The organism is Brevibacillus brevis (assembly GCF_022026395.1).
Classification (GTDB): Bacteria; Bacillota; Bacilli; order Brevibacillales; family Brevibacillaceae; genus Brevibacillus.
This window is the reverse complement of the sequence record NZ_CP041767.1, coordinates 4,609,119-4,623,591: the sequence shown is the minus strand read 5'-3', so window position 1 is coordinate 4,623,591 and position 14,473 is coordinate 4,609,119. Positions and strand designations below refer to the sequence as shown.

Below are 14,473 nucleotides of genomic sequence, written 5' to 3'. Positions count from 1 at the left end.
TTCGGAGCTTGTAGTCGGGATGTTTACTCATTATAATATTAAATGATAATCATTCTCACGAGAAAGGTGAGGGAGATGAATAACGAAGCAACCGGGGCCAAGCTATCTCCACCATCATTCTTTGCCATGACGGCCATCCAAAAAGTAAATGTGGAAAGATGGCAGGACTATCAAGAGCCGGAGGACTACACGATGATTGTAGCAACGGACGGAGAAGGGCACATGGAAATCGAATCGTCGACATATCGGTTCACTCGGGAGCGATGCTGGATTGCAGCACCGCGTCAGAACGTTCGGATCAGTTGCACCAGTCATGTTCTCGACTACTATTATCTGACTTTTCGTGTCGTCCACACGGGAGCTCCGACGCAGGAACAAGCTTCCGAGGCTTTTTTCTGTATGGGGGAGTTGACCTGCACGCCTTTTTCTCGTGTCGTTGAATCGATTGCAGAGATTTACAAGCATCGCGATGCCACAGAGTCGCTGCAACGATTTTATAATCACGTGCGCTTTGAGGAATTGCTATGCGTTTTGGCCCAGCAAAATGTGCCAGGCAAAACAAGTTTGGACCCGAGGAGAGCAGTTGAACGTTCGATTGCGTATGTAGAGGAGCACTATCAAGAGCCGTTGACCGTAGACCAGCTAGCACAGGAAGCGAACGTTCCACGTTGGCGATATACGCAGCTCTTCAAGGAAATGACGGGAGAAATACCGCTCGATTACATGAATCAACTGCGGATCAATCGGGCGAAGCAACTCCTGCTCATGACAGGTGATCGGATCAACGAGATTGCCCAAAACGTCGGATTCAACAGCGAATATTATTTCAATCGTCGTTTTAAACAGAGTGTAGGGCTTGCGCCAGGAAAATACCGCAACATTCATCGGGATGATTTACGAGTCGTCTCTCTTTATATGGAGGATTATTTGCTGGCTCTTGGTATTCGACCCGTCGTTCAATGGGCGCATACATATTGGGGGCAGCAAGACTACTTGGGCCTGCATGATGTACCGACGTACGATGTGCTGACCGATGACGTGCAGCTATTGTCCAGTCGTGCCCCAGATGTCATTATGCTTCGGGAGTGTACAGGCTGGAAGGCGGATGTGTATGACCAATGTGCCCGGATTGCCTTTACATGCGTAATTCGGCAGTTCGGTCCTGAGTGGCGAAAAACATTGCGCACCCTCGGTGATCGGTTGGGCCGAAGTGAATTGGCAGAGCGGTCAATCGAGCAGTATGAACAAAAAGTAAGAGCTGCCAAAAATGGAATAGGACGGAGTCTCAAAGGGCAGAAGGTAGCCTTCTTGCGCATCTCGGCCGATCAAATCCTCGTAGAGAAAAACTACACATCGCAGGTGTTGTTTCAAGATTTGGAAATGGAGCCGGCCCCGCTCGTAAAAAAACAATTTGCCAAGCAAGTGAGAGAAGGGGTGTCGTGGGAAGAGCTGTCTACACTGGATGCTGATCATATCTTTTTCGCCTTTGACAAGTGGCATGACGGAAAACCAGGTGCCGAACAGCTTCAGCTCGACCATCCCGTGTGGCAAGCGCTTCCCGCTGTCCAAAAAAAGCGGGCGTACCAGGTGGATTTCATGACCTGGATGAATCACGGTGTGATCGCCAACGGGAAAAAGGTCGACGAAGTCCTTAAAGTATTAGCGTAAATGTACAAAGAAACGGTCATGACCGTTCTTTGTAGACCGCAAGCGGTCACATCCTGTTTAATGAAAAACGTCAAGACGTTTTTCACAAAAAAGACAAGTTCGCGATTGTCCATTGACACTGTTTTCACGCATCGCCTAAAATCATTATGTGATAATAAGAATCAATATCACTATTAGCAACTCAGCTCCAAACTAACGAAAAAAAGGTGGCACGTATGAGTCAACACGCACATTCCCTGAAAGAGGGGAATAACGGAAAGCCGGTTGCGTTTCGCTCTCGCCCTTGGGCAGCGACACTCATTTTGACCGGCGGAGTATTCGCATTAATATTGGGGATGTTTTTGTCTGTGTCATTTGGAGCAGCCGACATTCACTTTGCTGTCGTATGGGAAGCTATTTTTCAATTTAATCCAGATATTACCCAACACCAAATTATTCAGGAGATTCGTTTGCCGCGTCTGCTCGGCGGTGCAATGGTCGGGGCCAGCCTCGCTGTTGCAGGTGCCATCATGCAAGGGATGACACGAAACCCGTTGGCGGATTCTGGGCTGCTTGGTTTGAATGCAGGTGCCGGATTTGTTTTGGCTCTCTGCTTCGCTTTTTTCCCGGGTCTGCCGTTCATGTACCTGATTCTCTACAGCTTTTTGGGTGCTGGCGTAGGGGCAGGTATGGTCTACGGGATTGGCTCCTTGGCAAAAGGCGGTCTGACTCCGGTACGCCTTGTTTTAGCGGGTGCCGCATTGACCGCACTATTGTCCGCGTTAAGCGAAGGGATTGCGCTTTACTTTAAAATTGGACAAGATTTGGCCTTCTGGTATGCAGGCGGTGTGGCGGGAACCAAATGGTTTCAGCTTGAAGTCATGTTTCCATGGATTGTCGCAGCTCTTATTGGGGCGATGATGTTGTCGCGTTCCATCACGATGCTCAGTCTTGGAGAAGATGTAGCGAAAGGATTGGGGCAGCGCACGGCGTTGGTCAAACTGGCAGGCATGATCATCGTCCTGATTTTGGCTGGATCTGCAGTCGCCGTTGTTGGGGCTGTAGGCTTTGTTGGATTGATCGTTCCGCATTTGACCCGCTTTTTGGTTGGGGTTGATTATCGATGGATTATTCCTTGCTCTGCTATTTTGGGCAGCTTGCTCGTCGTTTTCGCCGATTTGGCCGCAAGAATGGTAAATCCGCCGTATGAGACGCCGTTAGGGGCACTTATTGCGCTAATTGGTGTACCGTTCTTCCTTTACTTGGCGCGTAAAGAAAGAAGGGAGATGTAATGATGCAGCAAATGCTTTCCCAATACCAAACCCGCAAAAGAAATAAAGCCTTTGCGGTTATGACGATACTCGCTATCCTCATTTTCATCGCGTTTATCATCAGTATGAACACAGGCTATATCCGGTTGTCACCAAGCGATCTTCTGATGACGCTAATCGGTTCTGGAACAGACAAACAAAGCCTGATCTTGTTTGAATTCCGCTTGCCGCGGATTGTGATTTCCCTCCTGATCGGGGCAGGACTTGCCGTATCGGGGTGTATTATTCAAGGAATTTCCCGCAATGCGTTGGCCGAACCTGGTATTTTGGGGATCAACGCTGGTGCTGGCTTGATGGTGATGCTGTTCATTTCGTTTTATCCATCGACGTCTGCGGCACCTGTTTTTTTGCTGCCAGTGTTGGCGTTGCTCGGAGCCAGCGTGACAGCAGCGCTGATCTTCGCATTGTCTTATAAAAGACACAAGGGATTGTCTCCGACCCGTATTGTATTGACGGGGATTGCCGTGGCGGCCGGGATGAGTGCCGCGATGATCGTCTTGACGCTGAAGCTGAGCCCGGACAAGTACCAGTTTGTGGCGACTTGGCTCGCAGGTAGTATCTGGGGGACCAACTGGAAGTTCGTTCTTTCGCTCTTGCCCTGGATCGCCATTTTAATCCCTTATGTTTTTTACAAAGCACGTGTTATGAATGTGCTCAATTTGGGAGAAGAGTTGGCGAAAGGCTTGGGTGCACCCGTTGCCAAAGAACAATTGAAGCTGCTGGCTGCCGCAGTCGGGCTTGCCGCTTCCTCCGTGGCAGTGAGTGGAGGCATCGGTTTTGTCGGGTTGATCGGTCCGCATTTGGCTCGCAGATTAGTAGGGCCAAAACATGAGATGCTTTTGCCAACATCAGCGCTGACGGGTGCGCTACTGGTCATCGTGGCGGATACTATCGGGCGCTGGATCATGCAGCCGTCAGAGATTCCGACTGGTATTGTTGTAGCGGTTATCGGTGCACCGTATTTCTTGTACTTGCTGGCACGTTCAAAAGCATAGTTTCGCAAAGCGTGGATATAGCGAGCGTTTTCCCATCTGTTTACGAGGGAGACGCTCGTTTTTGTATTTGGTGAAGTGGAGATGAGGCAATTTGGGAATTGAAAAGAGGGAAATGTTGGAGGACAATGGGGAGGAGAAGCAACCGCCTTGTGTTTGTTATAATAACAGCATGAAGCATGTATCGGGACGAGAAGGAGTAAAGGCATATGATCGATCGATTAGACCACTTGGTTTTGACGGTAAAAGACATCGAGGCAACCTGTCACTTTTACGAAAAAGTCCTGGGTATGAAGGCAGTTACCTTTGGCGATGGCAGGAGGGCTCTGCACTTCGGCCAGCAAAAAATCAATTTGCATCAAATCGGACAAGAATGGGAGCCAAAAGCGATGCATCCAGTCGCAGGCTCCGCTGATTTGTGTCTTATCACATCCCTTCCGCTGGAGCAAGTCATCCAGCATATTCATGCATGCGGCGTCCATTTGGTGGAAGGACCTGTTCCAAAAACAGGGGCTATCGGGCCGATTCGTTCGGTGTATTTTCGTGACCCGGATCAAAATTTAATCGAGGTCTCTCAGTACTTGCCACAGGAATCAGGGGAGGATTCCCTTGCTCCTGCCATCAGGGAGATTTCAAAGAGATTGCAAGAACGTGAACGTGGGACGAGCGGCGCGTACAGTGTCTTGCTTCCGCTCGTCAAAATGGCTGACAACCAGCTCGGCATTTTATTTGAAAAAAGAGCCAGTACGATGCGGCGACAGGCGAACGAGGTTTGTTTTCCGGGAGGGCGAGCTGAGAAGAGTGACGAATCACGTTGGGCGACCGCTGCTCGGGAAACAAGCGAGGAGCTGGGGATTCCACTTGATCGGATTCATTATGTAGGCGAGCTCGATCAGGTGATTGGGCCAGGCTCCTCTATCATTACGCCCTTTATTGGATACGTGGAAGGAATTCGAGATATGGAGCCGAACCCAGACGAGGTCGGAGAGGTCTTTATCCTTCCACTCGATCGTCTGTTGGCAACACAGCCAGCGAAGTATCTTTCCACTGTTATGACCGAGCCCGAAGAGGATTTTCCTTATCATCTGATCCCAGGTGGCAAGCGATATCCGTGGAAAATAGGGACAGTCGAGCATTTGTTTTACGAGGTGGACGGGCGTGTCATCTGGGGGTTAACTGCCCGGGTGTTGGCTCAGTTTCTCGAATGGATTCACAACGACGACCAAGTAATGAGTAAACAATAAAAGCGGTTATTCAAAAAGTGGAGGAGTGAAAAAACGATGTGGCCAAACAATCCGATCACTTCGCGTTTACATTTGAAATGGCCGATTATTCAGGCGCCAATGGCAGGGGGAGCGACCACACCTGCCCTGGTAGCCGCTGTCTCAGAAGCAGGGGGACTCGGGACGCTCGGTGCCGCATATATGTCTCCTGAGCAAATTCGTGAGGCGATCAAGTCCATTCGGGCGTTAACGGACAAACCGTTTGGCGTGAATCTGTTTATTCCCGAAGATTTCGATGCCGACCAGCCGATCGCAGAAGGCGTTGCTCAGGCAATGAATGATGTGCGAGATCGATTGGGCATTCCGCTTAACCCGCAGGTGACGCAATTTACAGAGCCGTTTGCTGAGCAGATGGCTGTCGTCCTGGAGGAACAGCCCTCCGTTTTCAGCTTTACCTTTGGTGTTCTGGATCATCGCTTGATGGCAGAGCTGAAGCAGCGGGGAATTACTGTCATTGGAACAGCGACAACCGTTCGCGAAGCGATTGCATTGGAAGCGAGTGGAGTCGATATGATTGCCGCCCAAGGCAGTGAGGCAGGCGGGCACCGTGGTTCCTTTTTGCCGGATTCACCAAGCAATATGATTGGAACAATGGCGCTCGTCCCGCAAGTCGTGGATCGGGTCAAGATTCCGGTAATCGCGGCTGGTGGGATCATGGACGGGCGTGGGATCGCAGCAGCACTTGCCCTCGGGGCACAGGCAGTGCAGCTCGGAACGGCTTTTCTGACGTGCAAGGAGAGCGGAGCACATGCCCTGCACAAGAAAGCTATTTGGGAGACGAGCGAAGAGTCCATTGTGATGACACGTGCTTTCTCTGGAAAATGGGCAAGGGGCATTCAAAATGAGTTTATGACAACGCTCGCCCCACTTGATCACGAGCTCCCGACCTATCCGGTGCAAAATGCTCTGACGAAAGACATTCGAGCCGCAGCGGGCAAGCAGCAGCAAATTGCGTACATGTCGATGTGGGCGGGGCAGGCAGCTCCACTCAGTCAGGAAATCAGCGCGAGTGAGCTCGTTGAAAAGCTGGCGGCGGAGACGACGAGAATTTGCAGCAATCTGGGGCAACCCCAGTAGAATAAATGGGCAAAGAAAGCCACGCCAAAGACGGAGGAAATCAAATTGAACCAGGAATACGCTCTCAAGGGGAAACTTGTCGCAGATGGACAGGAATTGCATGATGGTCTCGTAGTCGTGGGAAATGGAACGATCATCTATGCAGGCAAGGCTGATGAGTATGGAAAAGCTTTGCCAGATCATGTGGTGAAAGTAGAGGATGGCTGGATTTGTCCCGGATTTGTCGATATGCATATGCATGGGATTGACGGATACGACACGATGGACGGGACGCCGGAATCACTTCAGGCCATCTCGACTGCACTCGCGCGACATGGGGTGACGTCTTTTTTGGCGACGACGATGACGGCTCCTTATGCTCAATTGGAGCAAGTGCTGGTAAACATCGCGCAGAACAGCAGGGAAGGGCTTCCGGGGGCACAATCGATCGGCATCCATCTGGAAGGTCCGTGGATCAACCCTCGTTACAAGGGGGCGCAAAAAGAAGAAAACATCGCGATACCCAAGCTTGATGCAGTGCAAAAGCTATACGAGCTATCAGAAGGTCTGATCAAGGTCGTGACGATTGCGCCAGAACAACCGGAAGCGCTTGAAGCGATTGCCTGGTTAAAAGAACGCGATGTCATCGTATCTGCTGGACATACAGGAGCTACGTTCGCCCAAGCGACAGAAGCGGTAGATGCGGGCGTGCGCCATTTTACCCATTGCTTCAATGCCATGACAGGGCTGCATCATCGGGAGCCAGGTGTAGTCGGTGCCGCGATGTATCACGAGCAGTTGAGCACAGAGCTGATCGCAGATGGAATCCATGTGCATCCAGCAGTCATGAAGATTTTGTATCGGGTCAAAACAGCTGAACGGCTCGCTCTCGTCAGTGATTCCATGCGGGCAGCCGCGATGGGCGAAGGGACTTATGACCTTGGGGGACAAGAGGTTCACGTCCAAGACAATCAGGCAAAGCTCGCAGATGGAACCCTTGCTGGAAGTATCCTGACGCTGAATCGAGCAGTCGGCAATATAGTGACGCTGAGCGGTGTCTCTTTGCCAGATGCAGTAGAAATGGCTTCCCTGACACCAGCAAGCATCCTTGGCTTTGGCGAGCGAAAAGGACGGTTGGCGGCAGGGTATGATGCGGATATTACGGTATTGAATACACAATTTGACGTGATCATGACTTTTGTAGCAGGTAAAGAAGTTTATCACCAGTCAAAATAGTTTCTTAATAGAAAAAAGCAGTCCAAGGTCGCTCCTGGGTTGCTTTTTGGCATGAAAGAATAAAGGTATACCCGAGGGTTGTGGTCGGGGCGGAGGCCGAAGCGTAGACTGGAAATGCACTTCTTCCCTCTCCACAGCTCCTCCTTACATCTGCTGCTGCAACGCATCCGGTTGAAACCATATTTTATGAAAGTCCAACCACCCCGACGAATTGATCGAAACACCGCGTAGTGACTTGTGGAACGACGTAAGAGTCTTTTTCTGAACCAAATACAGGACAGCATGATTTTCCTTGATCATGGCTTCGATTCTGGCGAGATGGCGTTCCCGAGCAAGCCGGTCTGGCTCCTGAAACGTCAAGCGAATCTCCTTGTTGATAGCCAAAGCCAACGATTCATCAAATGCGGGGAGAAAGTAATTTCTTTGCAAATACATTTCCAACTCGCTGATTTGATCGCTGCTAAACACATTGCCGTACAGCTGGCAGTCATGCTCGGGCAAACATTCGCGATTCGAAAATTCCCATGGTTCTCTCACATCGACTTCCAGATGTATGCCATAATTGCCGCATCGTTGTTGAATCCATAGCGCATCCTCTTCATGGTAGGCTGTGGTCACGAGTCGGAGTGTTTCTCCCTGATAGCCGCTTTCCTGTAGCAGGGACATGATTTTCGCATGGCAGAGCTGCTCGTTCTCTCTCGCTCTTACCTCCCTTAAAACAGGGTGATATGTGCGGAAGCCTTTTGCCGGGTAGATGCGATCACCGCCTAAATCGGAAATCATTTGGTCCCGATCAATCAGCTGATCAAGCGCTTGACGGAACTTGAAATGATTGTGCGGACCGCTCTTCCACTGGTTAAAAACAAGCAAATTACAGCAGGAAAAAAATGCCTCCGTATCGTACCAGTCCTGACCGCCCTGAATGACTGCTTCCTTCAATGCTAGTGCTTTCGACTGGACCCCGTGCGACACCATCACAGACGCCCAATTTGGTTCTTTTAGGCGACCCATGTCCAACTCGGGGAAGATCAAAATTTCCACACGATCCAACTGCGGTCTCCCCAGAAAATGAGCAGGAAATGCCTCAAGAATACAGATCCCCTCGTTAAGGCGGACCAGTTGAAAGGGGCCTGTTCCGATTGGCTTTTCTCCAAAACCTTTCTCATCCTGCTGAACGATTTCTTCTGGAACAATGCTTGCGGGGATCGTCGCCAGCAGCCTCAGAAGCAAGTAATTCGGTTCTTTAAGCAGGATGCGCACGGTTCTGTCATCAATGGCGATGAGCTGATCTATGTCACGAAACATCCAGCTTGCCTCAAACGTGTCTGGATGCAAACGAAGCCGATTCAGGGAAAAAACAACATCATGAGCAGTCAGTTCCCGTCCGTGATGAAACTGCACGTTCTTTTTTAAATAAAAGGTCCATGCTGTTGCATCTGGACTGCTTTCCCACGAGTGAGCGATAGAGGGCAAAATAGACCGACTGTTCTGATCATAATGGACGAGTGTATTGAAAATTTGTCCCGCAAGATGTGCATCGAAGTGGTAGTAAACCAGACCAGGGTCCAGCGTCACAATCGTGCGGTATACCGGAAAGCGGATGATATCTTGGGTACGATTCGATACCGAGTAGCTGGAGAAGCCCATTCCTTCCGAGAGCCAATCCATGATCTGGTCTTTGACGGCTGCTTTGCCGTAGCGATTCATGAGCTCCATCGCTTCTTTGACGTCGCCTTTGTCTATCTGCAGCTTGACCTCGGCGAGGAGGATTTCATCGGAATCAGCATAAAGCGTCATGACCGAGACATTCCCGCGTCCGCGTCCCGCCTTCCATTCGACCCAATCCAGATCGACTAGCTTACGGACAATCAGCTTGGCGTAGCGAGGCGTACAGTGCCAAATCCCTGCCAGCTTTTCGATGGTGACAGGGAACGGTTTCCCGATTTCTTCTTGATGAAAAAACGAACGAAGCTCTAGAAAATGCAGAACGGTAACCATGCTGGCCCCCATTTCTCAAATAAAATACATACTTAAAAAGGTGATCGGATTCACTTAAACCGAACCCTTTTTCCCCTTTTTCTAGTTCCATATACTGAAGATAACACGAGAGATAACAAACGGGAATGGGAAAGAGAGATGGGGAGAATGAGATTTCATCCGGTGGCATGGGGTGTCATTATCGGAACATTTTTGTCACGCACTGGTTTTTTTATGACGCTTCCGTTTTTGGGGATTTATTTAGGAAAGGTAAAAGGAATTGATCCTGCGATCGTCGGTTCGATCCTCGCACTCAGCTTGCTGGTTGGCACAATTAGCAGCTTTGCTGGGGGAGCACTGTCAGATCGATTGGGCAGATATCCAGTGATGATCACTGCGATGGGAGCTTGGAGCATCGTCTTGATCGGATACGTTTTTGCGACGGAGACGTGGATGTTCTTTTTTTTAAGTGCTTGTAACGGTCTTTTTCGAAACGTATTTGAGCCAACGGCCCGTGCCCTGCTGGCGGATGTCACGTCGGATGATCAGCGGGCAGCTGTTTTCAACGCCAGATATTTCGCGATCAACCTGGGTGGAGCAATCGGTCCGTTAATCGGTTTGCAACTGGGAGCCGGAAGCACTTCTTTGTTACCGTTCCTCGTTACAGCCATCATTTTTGCCGTGTACGCAGCTGTGCTGGTGGTATTTATGATCATGTTCAAGGAACAGTGGAAGAAGGATATGGCTGCTAATCCGGTCACCATGAATCAGATGGCACGCATTGTATTTACGGACAAAGTATTTCTTTACTTGCTGCTCGGGAATTTGTTCGTTGCCGGTGCCTACTCGCATCTGGACACCACACTCTCCCTGTACATTGGGCATGATCGGATAGAGGCGTATTCCTTTTTATTTGTAGTGAACACCATCTCCGTTTTAGCGCTTCAATATCCGCTCGCCAAGTTTATGAAGCGGTACTCCTCAATGACTGCATTGAAGCTGGGCTGTCTATTGTTTGGGCTGGGGCTGTTCGGTTTCGGGCTATTTACGAATTTGTTTTGGCTCTCTGTGTCGATGGTGGTGTTTACGATCGGTGAAATCTTGTGCTTTGTCGTTGGAGATATCCTGATCGGGGAGATTGCTCCTCAGCATTTGCGTGGAGCGTATTACGGGGCCAGCGGCTTTGCCTTCCTTGGACAGAGTGTTTGTGCGTGGATTGGTGGCGTGTTGCTCCAGGTACTCGGCTTTGGACAAGGGTCGCTCATCTTCGCGATCCTCATGCTGTTGACCTTTATCGCGCTTCCGTTCTATCAACGCGGCCAGTATTTATGGGAACAGCAACAACAGCAAAGAAAAAGCTGCGAAAAATCTTCTCAAGCTATCATTTGAATAGGGTGCAAAACATCGAAAAGAAGCACGCTGTTGACGCATGCTTCTTTTTCTTTTTTCTATATCCAACTGACTAGTTGTTCTTTTGAATGACTCCCCACATGTTTCCGCTCGGGTCAAAAAACTTGAGCACCCATCCGAAGCCATCGTTTTGGTAGTGGGTAATCGAGACTTCATGGGCCTGCAAATAATCATGGAGTGCATGGACATCGGAAGTGGTGTACAAAAAGACAGGCATGGGTTGATGATGAACGGTAAAGGTTGTGGACGTCTGCTCATCGGTTTCCCATATCATCAAGGTGGGTCCCGCAGACAGGGCAAGAAAAGCGGAAGTACAATACCGCGCCTGCAAGGAAAAGCCAAGGTGATTGCAGTACCAGACAATGGCCTCTTCCAAATTTTTTACGGGAACTTGTACGTGAAGCAACGATTCCAAATGTGCCATGATCTATCATTCCCCTCTCCATTCTTATTCTTTATATTGCCAGAATCCCCCATCTTTCGTTATCATTTTTTGAGAGGAAAGATAGGGGAGGCCATGACATGGGACAGGTAGAACGGGAAAGAGGTCTGAAAAAAGGCACGATCCTGCAAAAAGCTTATCGGATCAAAAAGACCATTTCCACAAGTGAGCTGTCGAATGTGTATGTGGTCTACCATATGAAAAGCAAGCGGACACTTATTCTCAAAGAGTTTTTCCCTCAAGCATTGGCGATGCGAGATTTGGATCACGTGAAGGTCACTTGTCGCAGACCAACGTTAAAAAACAAATTCGACATGTTGCTAGACAGCTTTTGGCAAGAGGCGTCCCTGCACAAGGAACTGAATCATCCCAATATCATCGGATACATCGACCATTTTACGGAAAATGGCACAGGTTATCTCGTCGTGGACTATTGCAAAGGAAAGACGCTGGATGAGTATGTACTCGCCCAAACTGAGCTTGATCTGGGAGCATTTTTGCATCAGACGGTACTTCCGGTATTTGACGGATTAGACTATTTGCACAAAAAAGGCATTATTCATCGCGATATCAAGCCCAAAAATATCCTGGTCACTGAAGCTGGCCATCCTGTGCTGATCGATTTTGGCTCCGCGATCTACTTCGAGAGTGATGAACCCAAGCCGATTGTGACGACAGAAGGATATTCACCGCTTGAGTTTTACTCGGGTCAATCCAAGCAAGGAGTAGTCTCCGATATTTACAGCCTGGCTGCCACCCTGTATTACTGTCTGACCAAAGAGCGTCCCGTTGAAGTGGCGGCAAGAGTCATTGAGGATACCTTGCCAGCGATTCGAACACGGAACCCTGATGTTCCGCTGCTGCTGGCGAATGTCATTATGTGGGGATTGGCCGTCGACTCGAAAAAAAGATGCCCCACCCTCAAGCTGTTTGCGACAGCGATTCGTGCGGAGCATCTGATTTGGAAGGGAAAGGCGCGCTTCTCTCTTAGGAAGCTTCCTCATTAGACGACGATTTCTTAAAGCGAATTTCGATCTCGGTCATCCGATCCTCAAAGGTCACATACACCTTGTCGTTGTATTGGAGGACGAGCTTTTTATGCCGGGGCATGGTTTCTTTGCCCCGTTCAATTGTGCAGTGACTATGATTGACCAAGAGGAGCGTCTGATTTTTTCCCGGCTGGAAGTAAATCTTCTGCGCTTCGGGCAAATGCTCATTCACATCCAAACTGGTGAACAGCTCCTGCAACGTGATCCGCTGCTTCTTGCCAAAGGAGGCGAGAGGCCAAAACTTGACAGGGATGTCATTGCCGCTTGCCGTGTGCAGGAAATAACCCTCCAGGCGACCCACAAACGCAGGCTTGGGACGTGTAAGCAAGTAAACACCGTAGCCAATCGCAGCTACGAGCAACACAATCATGCCGATGGTGATGTAGCGATCCCATACCGAGTGTACGGTAATGACCAGTGGGCCTGTGACACTTGCTCCTTCTGCATCTGTGGCGGTGATGGTGATTTCTGATGTACCGCTTTTCTCGGGTGTCAGCTTCAGAGCCGCGTCTTGAATCGTAGCGACAAATCGTTCTTCGGGATCAGCGGTGACGATGGTATAGGTCAGCTTGTCGTTATTGGCGTCCGTGAAGAACGAACCCAAATCGATAGCCTGCTCACCGTTTTCCTTCTCGATTGTCAAGGTATTGACCGAAGCAGCAACTGGCGAGATATTCGTAATGTCATAAACGCTCGTAGCCGTTTCGCGATAAAAGTCCGGGCCGTTCATAAAGATTTTCCACTGGTACTTGCCCGTGTGAGGGAAGACGTAGTCGACCGTAAAGCTATCGCCAAGATTCTTCATCGGGACCTTTTCTTCTTTTTTCCCCACGAGATCGTTTACGATCAGTTCTGCTTGCATGGATGCGTACACATCCTTGTCATCCAGTCGTCCCTCCAGATGGTTCAGATAGGTAGTAAACGTGGCAGGAATCCCCTTGATAACAGGTTCAGGCTTGACCTCCACACCAGCCATCAAGCTGTAATTCCCCAGTAAGTTGATCTTCACCAAATCCCCGGGTTTGCCTCTAAATTTAACGAGATAGTTCCCCTTCTTCGGCTTTTCTATTTTCATCAGCGAGTATTTTTTTGATTTCATAAAATGGACATTCTGCGATTGATAGTACACTTGCGATTCCAACAGCGGATTGTTGGACAACAGGATAATGTTTGCTTCCTGCATGCTAGAGTTAGGAATGGTTACGGTCACTTCCTGCAAGCCGCCGGTCGCTGTCATGGCTGCCACCGAAACGAGCTGAGATTGAATATGCTTGGCAAAAATCTGATTGAAGATTTCAGGCAGATCATCCGTACTTTGTGTGACAAAGGAAGTTCCGCCTGTTGCCTCAGCGATTTTTTTCAATTGTTCCTTCTGGACGGAGCCATCGCTATTGAGACCAATCGTATAGATCGGATAGCCTTGCGCTTTTGCCTTCGAGATAGCTGTCTCCACATCCTTGTTGGATGCTGCCACACTCCTGCCACCCGCGTTTTGCCGCAAATCTGTTCCCCCGTCTGACAAAAGGATCAAAAATGGCTTGCGAGCCGGGTCCTTTGCTTTTTCAATCATCTCTGCCCCTCTGCGCAAACCGAGTCCCAAATCCGAATACCCAGAGTAACGCAACCCTTGAATGGTTCGCTTGAGCTGTTCCCGATCTCTTGCTTCGGCCATGCTCGCTGGAGACTGAGCTTGTACAATTCGATCATTATAGGCAACAAAGCCAATGCGGGTACGCGTGGCTTCGCTCATATCAATGAACATACTCATGACCTCTGCGGCTGTTTTGCCAGGGTCCGTTTTGTTCATGGAATTACTCGTATCAACGACAAAGACCGCGTCTACTCCGGCATCTGCTGTTCCATTTGCCCCAGCAGTTAGTGGGGCGGACAAGAAGAGCATGGGGAGGAGCAGTCCAATGACCACCATTCGGAAAAGTGGCGGCATAGAGACGGTTGACTGACGATTTTTGTACATACATTCACCTTTTTTCTGAAAAAAATTTTAAAAAAGTTCATGACTTACTAAAATGGGACGATTTACCTATAAATG

Annotated in this window: 11 protein-coding genes; 8 read left to right on the top strand and 3 right to left on the bottom strand. The window is 49.5% G+C overall.

Annotated features, from left to right (window positions below; translation table 11 throughout):
* Positions 1-75: 75 nt before the first annotated feature.
* From FO446_RS21925 to nagA, 6 genes are all read left to right on the top strand, one after another.
* Positions 76-1,668: an AraC family transcriptional regulator gene (locus FO446_RS21925; protein ID WP_221869186.1), complete on the top strand. Its 1,593-nt coding sequence runs from the start codon at positions 76-78 to the stop codon at positions 1,666-1,668.
* A 215-nt stretch (positions 1,669-1,883) separates the two neighbouring features.
* Positions 1,884-2,939 (top strand): FecCD family ABC transporter permease, encoded by a 1,056-nt coding sequence (locus tag FO446_RS21920; protein WP_047071438.1) that lies wholly within the window; start codon positions 1,884-1,886, stop codon positions 2,937-2,939.
* A gap of 2 nt (positions 2,940-2,941) precedes the next feature.
* Positions 2,942-3,973 carry a FecCD family ABC transporter permease gene (locus tag FO446_RS21915; RefSeq protein WP_173612067.1) on the top strand — a complete coding sequence of 344 codons (1,032 nt, stop codon included), beginning with the start codon at positions 2,942-2,944 and terminating at the stop codon, positions 3,971-3,973.
* A gap of 206 nt (positions 3,974-4,179) precedes the next feature.
* A complete protein-coding gene (locus tag FO446_RS21910) occupies positions 4,180-5,214 on the top strand; it encodes a VOC family protein (protein ID WP_232774338.1) in 1,035 nt (344 codons plus the stop codon).
* Positions 5,215-5,250: 36 nt separating this feature from the next.
* Positions 5,251-6,330 carry an NAD(P)H-dependent flavin oxidoreductase gene (locus FO446_RS21905; RefSeq protein ID WP_221869184.1) on the top strand — a complete coding sequence of 360 codons (1,080 nt, stop codon included), beginning with the start codon at positions 5,251-5,253 and terminating at the stop codon, positions 6,328-6,330.
* A 45-nt stretch (positions 6,331-6,375) separates the two neighbouring features.
* A complete protein-coding gene (nagA, locus tag FO446_RS21900) occupies positions 6,376-7,545 on the top strand; it encodes an N-acetylglucosamine-6-phosphate deacetylase (RefSeq protein ID WP_237899039.1) in 1,170 nt (389 codons plus the stop codon).
* Positions 7,546-7,689: 144 nt separating this feature from the next.
* Here nagA and FO446_RS21895 read toward each other — a convergent pair whose 3' ends face one another.
* The gene (locus tag FO446_RS21895) at positions 7,690-9,543 is read right to left on the bottom strand and encodes an SgrR family transcriptional regulator (RefSeq protein WP_237899033.1); all 1,854 of its coding nucleotides are present in this window, start codon (positions 9,541-9,543) and stop codon (positions 7,690-7,692) included.
* A gap of 147 nt (positions 9,544-9,690) precedes the next feature.
* Between FO446_RS21895 and FO446_RS21890 the strand changes: the two genes are divergently transcribed.
* Positions 9,691-10,911 carry an MDR family MFS transporter gene (locus tag FO446_RS21890; protein ID WP_173611975.1) on the top strand — a complete coding sequence of 407 codons (1,221 nt, stop codon included), beginning with the start codon at positions 9,691-9,693 and terminating at the stop codon, positions 10,909-10,911.
* Positions 10,912-10,984: 73 nt separating this feature from the next.
* Here FO446_RS21890 and FO446_RS21885 read toward each other — a convergent pair whose 3' ends face one another.
* Positions 10,985-11,356, bottom strand: a complete 372-nt coding sequence (locus FO446_RS21885) for a VOC family protein (RefSeq protein ID WP_173611974.1) — start codon at positions 11,354-11,356, stop codon at positions 10,985-10,987.
* 98 nt (positions 11,357-11,454) lie between these two features.
* On the opposite strand from FO446_RS21885, the gene FO446_RS21880 reads away from it, so the two are divergent.
* Positions 11,455-12,381: a serine/threonine protein kinase gene (locus FO446_RS21880; RefSeq protein WP_237899032.1), complete on the top strand. Its 927-nt coding sequence runs from the start codon at positions 11,455-11,457 to the stop codon at positions 12,379-12,381.
* Here FO446_RS21880 and FO446_RS21875 read toward each other — a convergent pair.
* The gene (locus FO446_RS21875) at positions 12,362-14,398 is read right to left on the bottom strand and encodes a VWA domain-containing protein (RefSeq protein WP_173611972.1); all 2,037 of its coding nucleotides are present in this window, start codon (positions 14,396-14,398) and stop codon (positions 12,362-12,364) included. The two genes, FO446_RS21880 and FO446_RS21875, sit on opposite strands and share 20 nt — an antisense overlap.
* Positions 14,399-14,473: the final 75 nt, after the last annotated feature.

What these genes read in the sequence shown, in the direction of transcription:
- FO446_RS21885 (WP_173611974.1), bottom strand. Translation starts at nt 11,356, where the DNA reads ATGGCACATTTGGAATCGTTGCTTCACGTACAAGTTCCCGTAAAAAAT.
- FO446_RS21920 (WP_047071438.1), top strand. Translation starts at nt 1,884, where the DNA reads ATGAGTCAACACGCACATTCCCTGAAAGAGGGGAATAACGGAAAGCCG.
- FO446_RS21895 (WP_237899033.1), bottom strand. Translation starts at nt 9,543, where the DNA reads ATGGTTACCGTTCTGCATTTTCTAGAGCTTCGTTCGTTTTTTCATCAA.
- FO446_RS21915 (WP_173612067.1), top strand. Translation starts at nt 2,942, where the DNA reads ATGCAGCAAATGCTTTCCCAATACCAAACCCGCAAAAGAAATAAAGCC.
- FO446_RS21890 (WP_173611975.1), top strand. Translation starts at nt 9,691, where the DNA reads ATGAGATTTCATCCGGTGGCATGGGGTGTCATTATCGGAACATTTTTG.
- FO446_RS21875 (WP_173611972.1), bottom strand. Translation starts at nt 14,398, where the DNA reads ATGTACAAAAATCGTCAGTCAACCGTCTCTATGCCGCCACTTTTCCGA.
- FO446_RS21910 (WP_232774338.1), top strand. Translation starts at nt 4,180, where the DNA reads ATGATCGATCGATTAGACCACTTGGTTTTGACGGTAAAAGACATCGAG.
- FO446_RS21925 (WP_221869186.1), top strand. Translation starts at nt 76, where the DNA reads ATGAATAACGAAGCAACCGGGGCCAAGCTATCTCCACCATCATTCTTT.
- FO446_RS21880 (WP_237899032.1), top strand. Translation starts at nt 11,455, where the DNA reads ATGGGACAGGTAGAACGGGAAAGAGGTCTGAAAAAAGGCACGATCCTG.
- FO446_RS21905 (WP_221869184.1), top strand. Translation starts at nt 5,251, where the DNA reads ATGTGGCCAAACAATCCGATCACTTCGCGTTTACATTTGAAATGGCCG.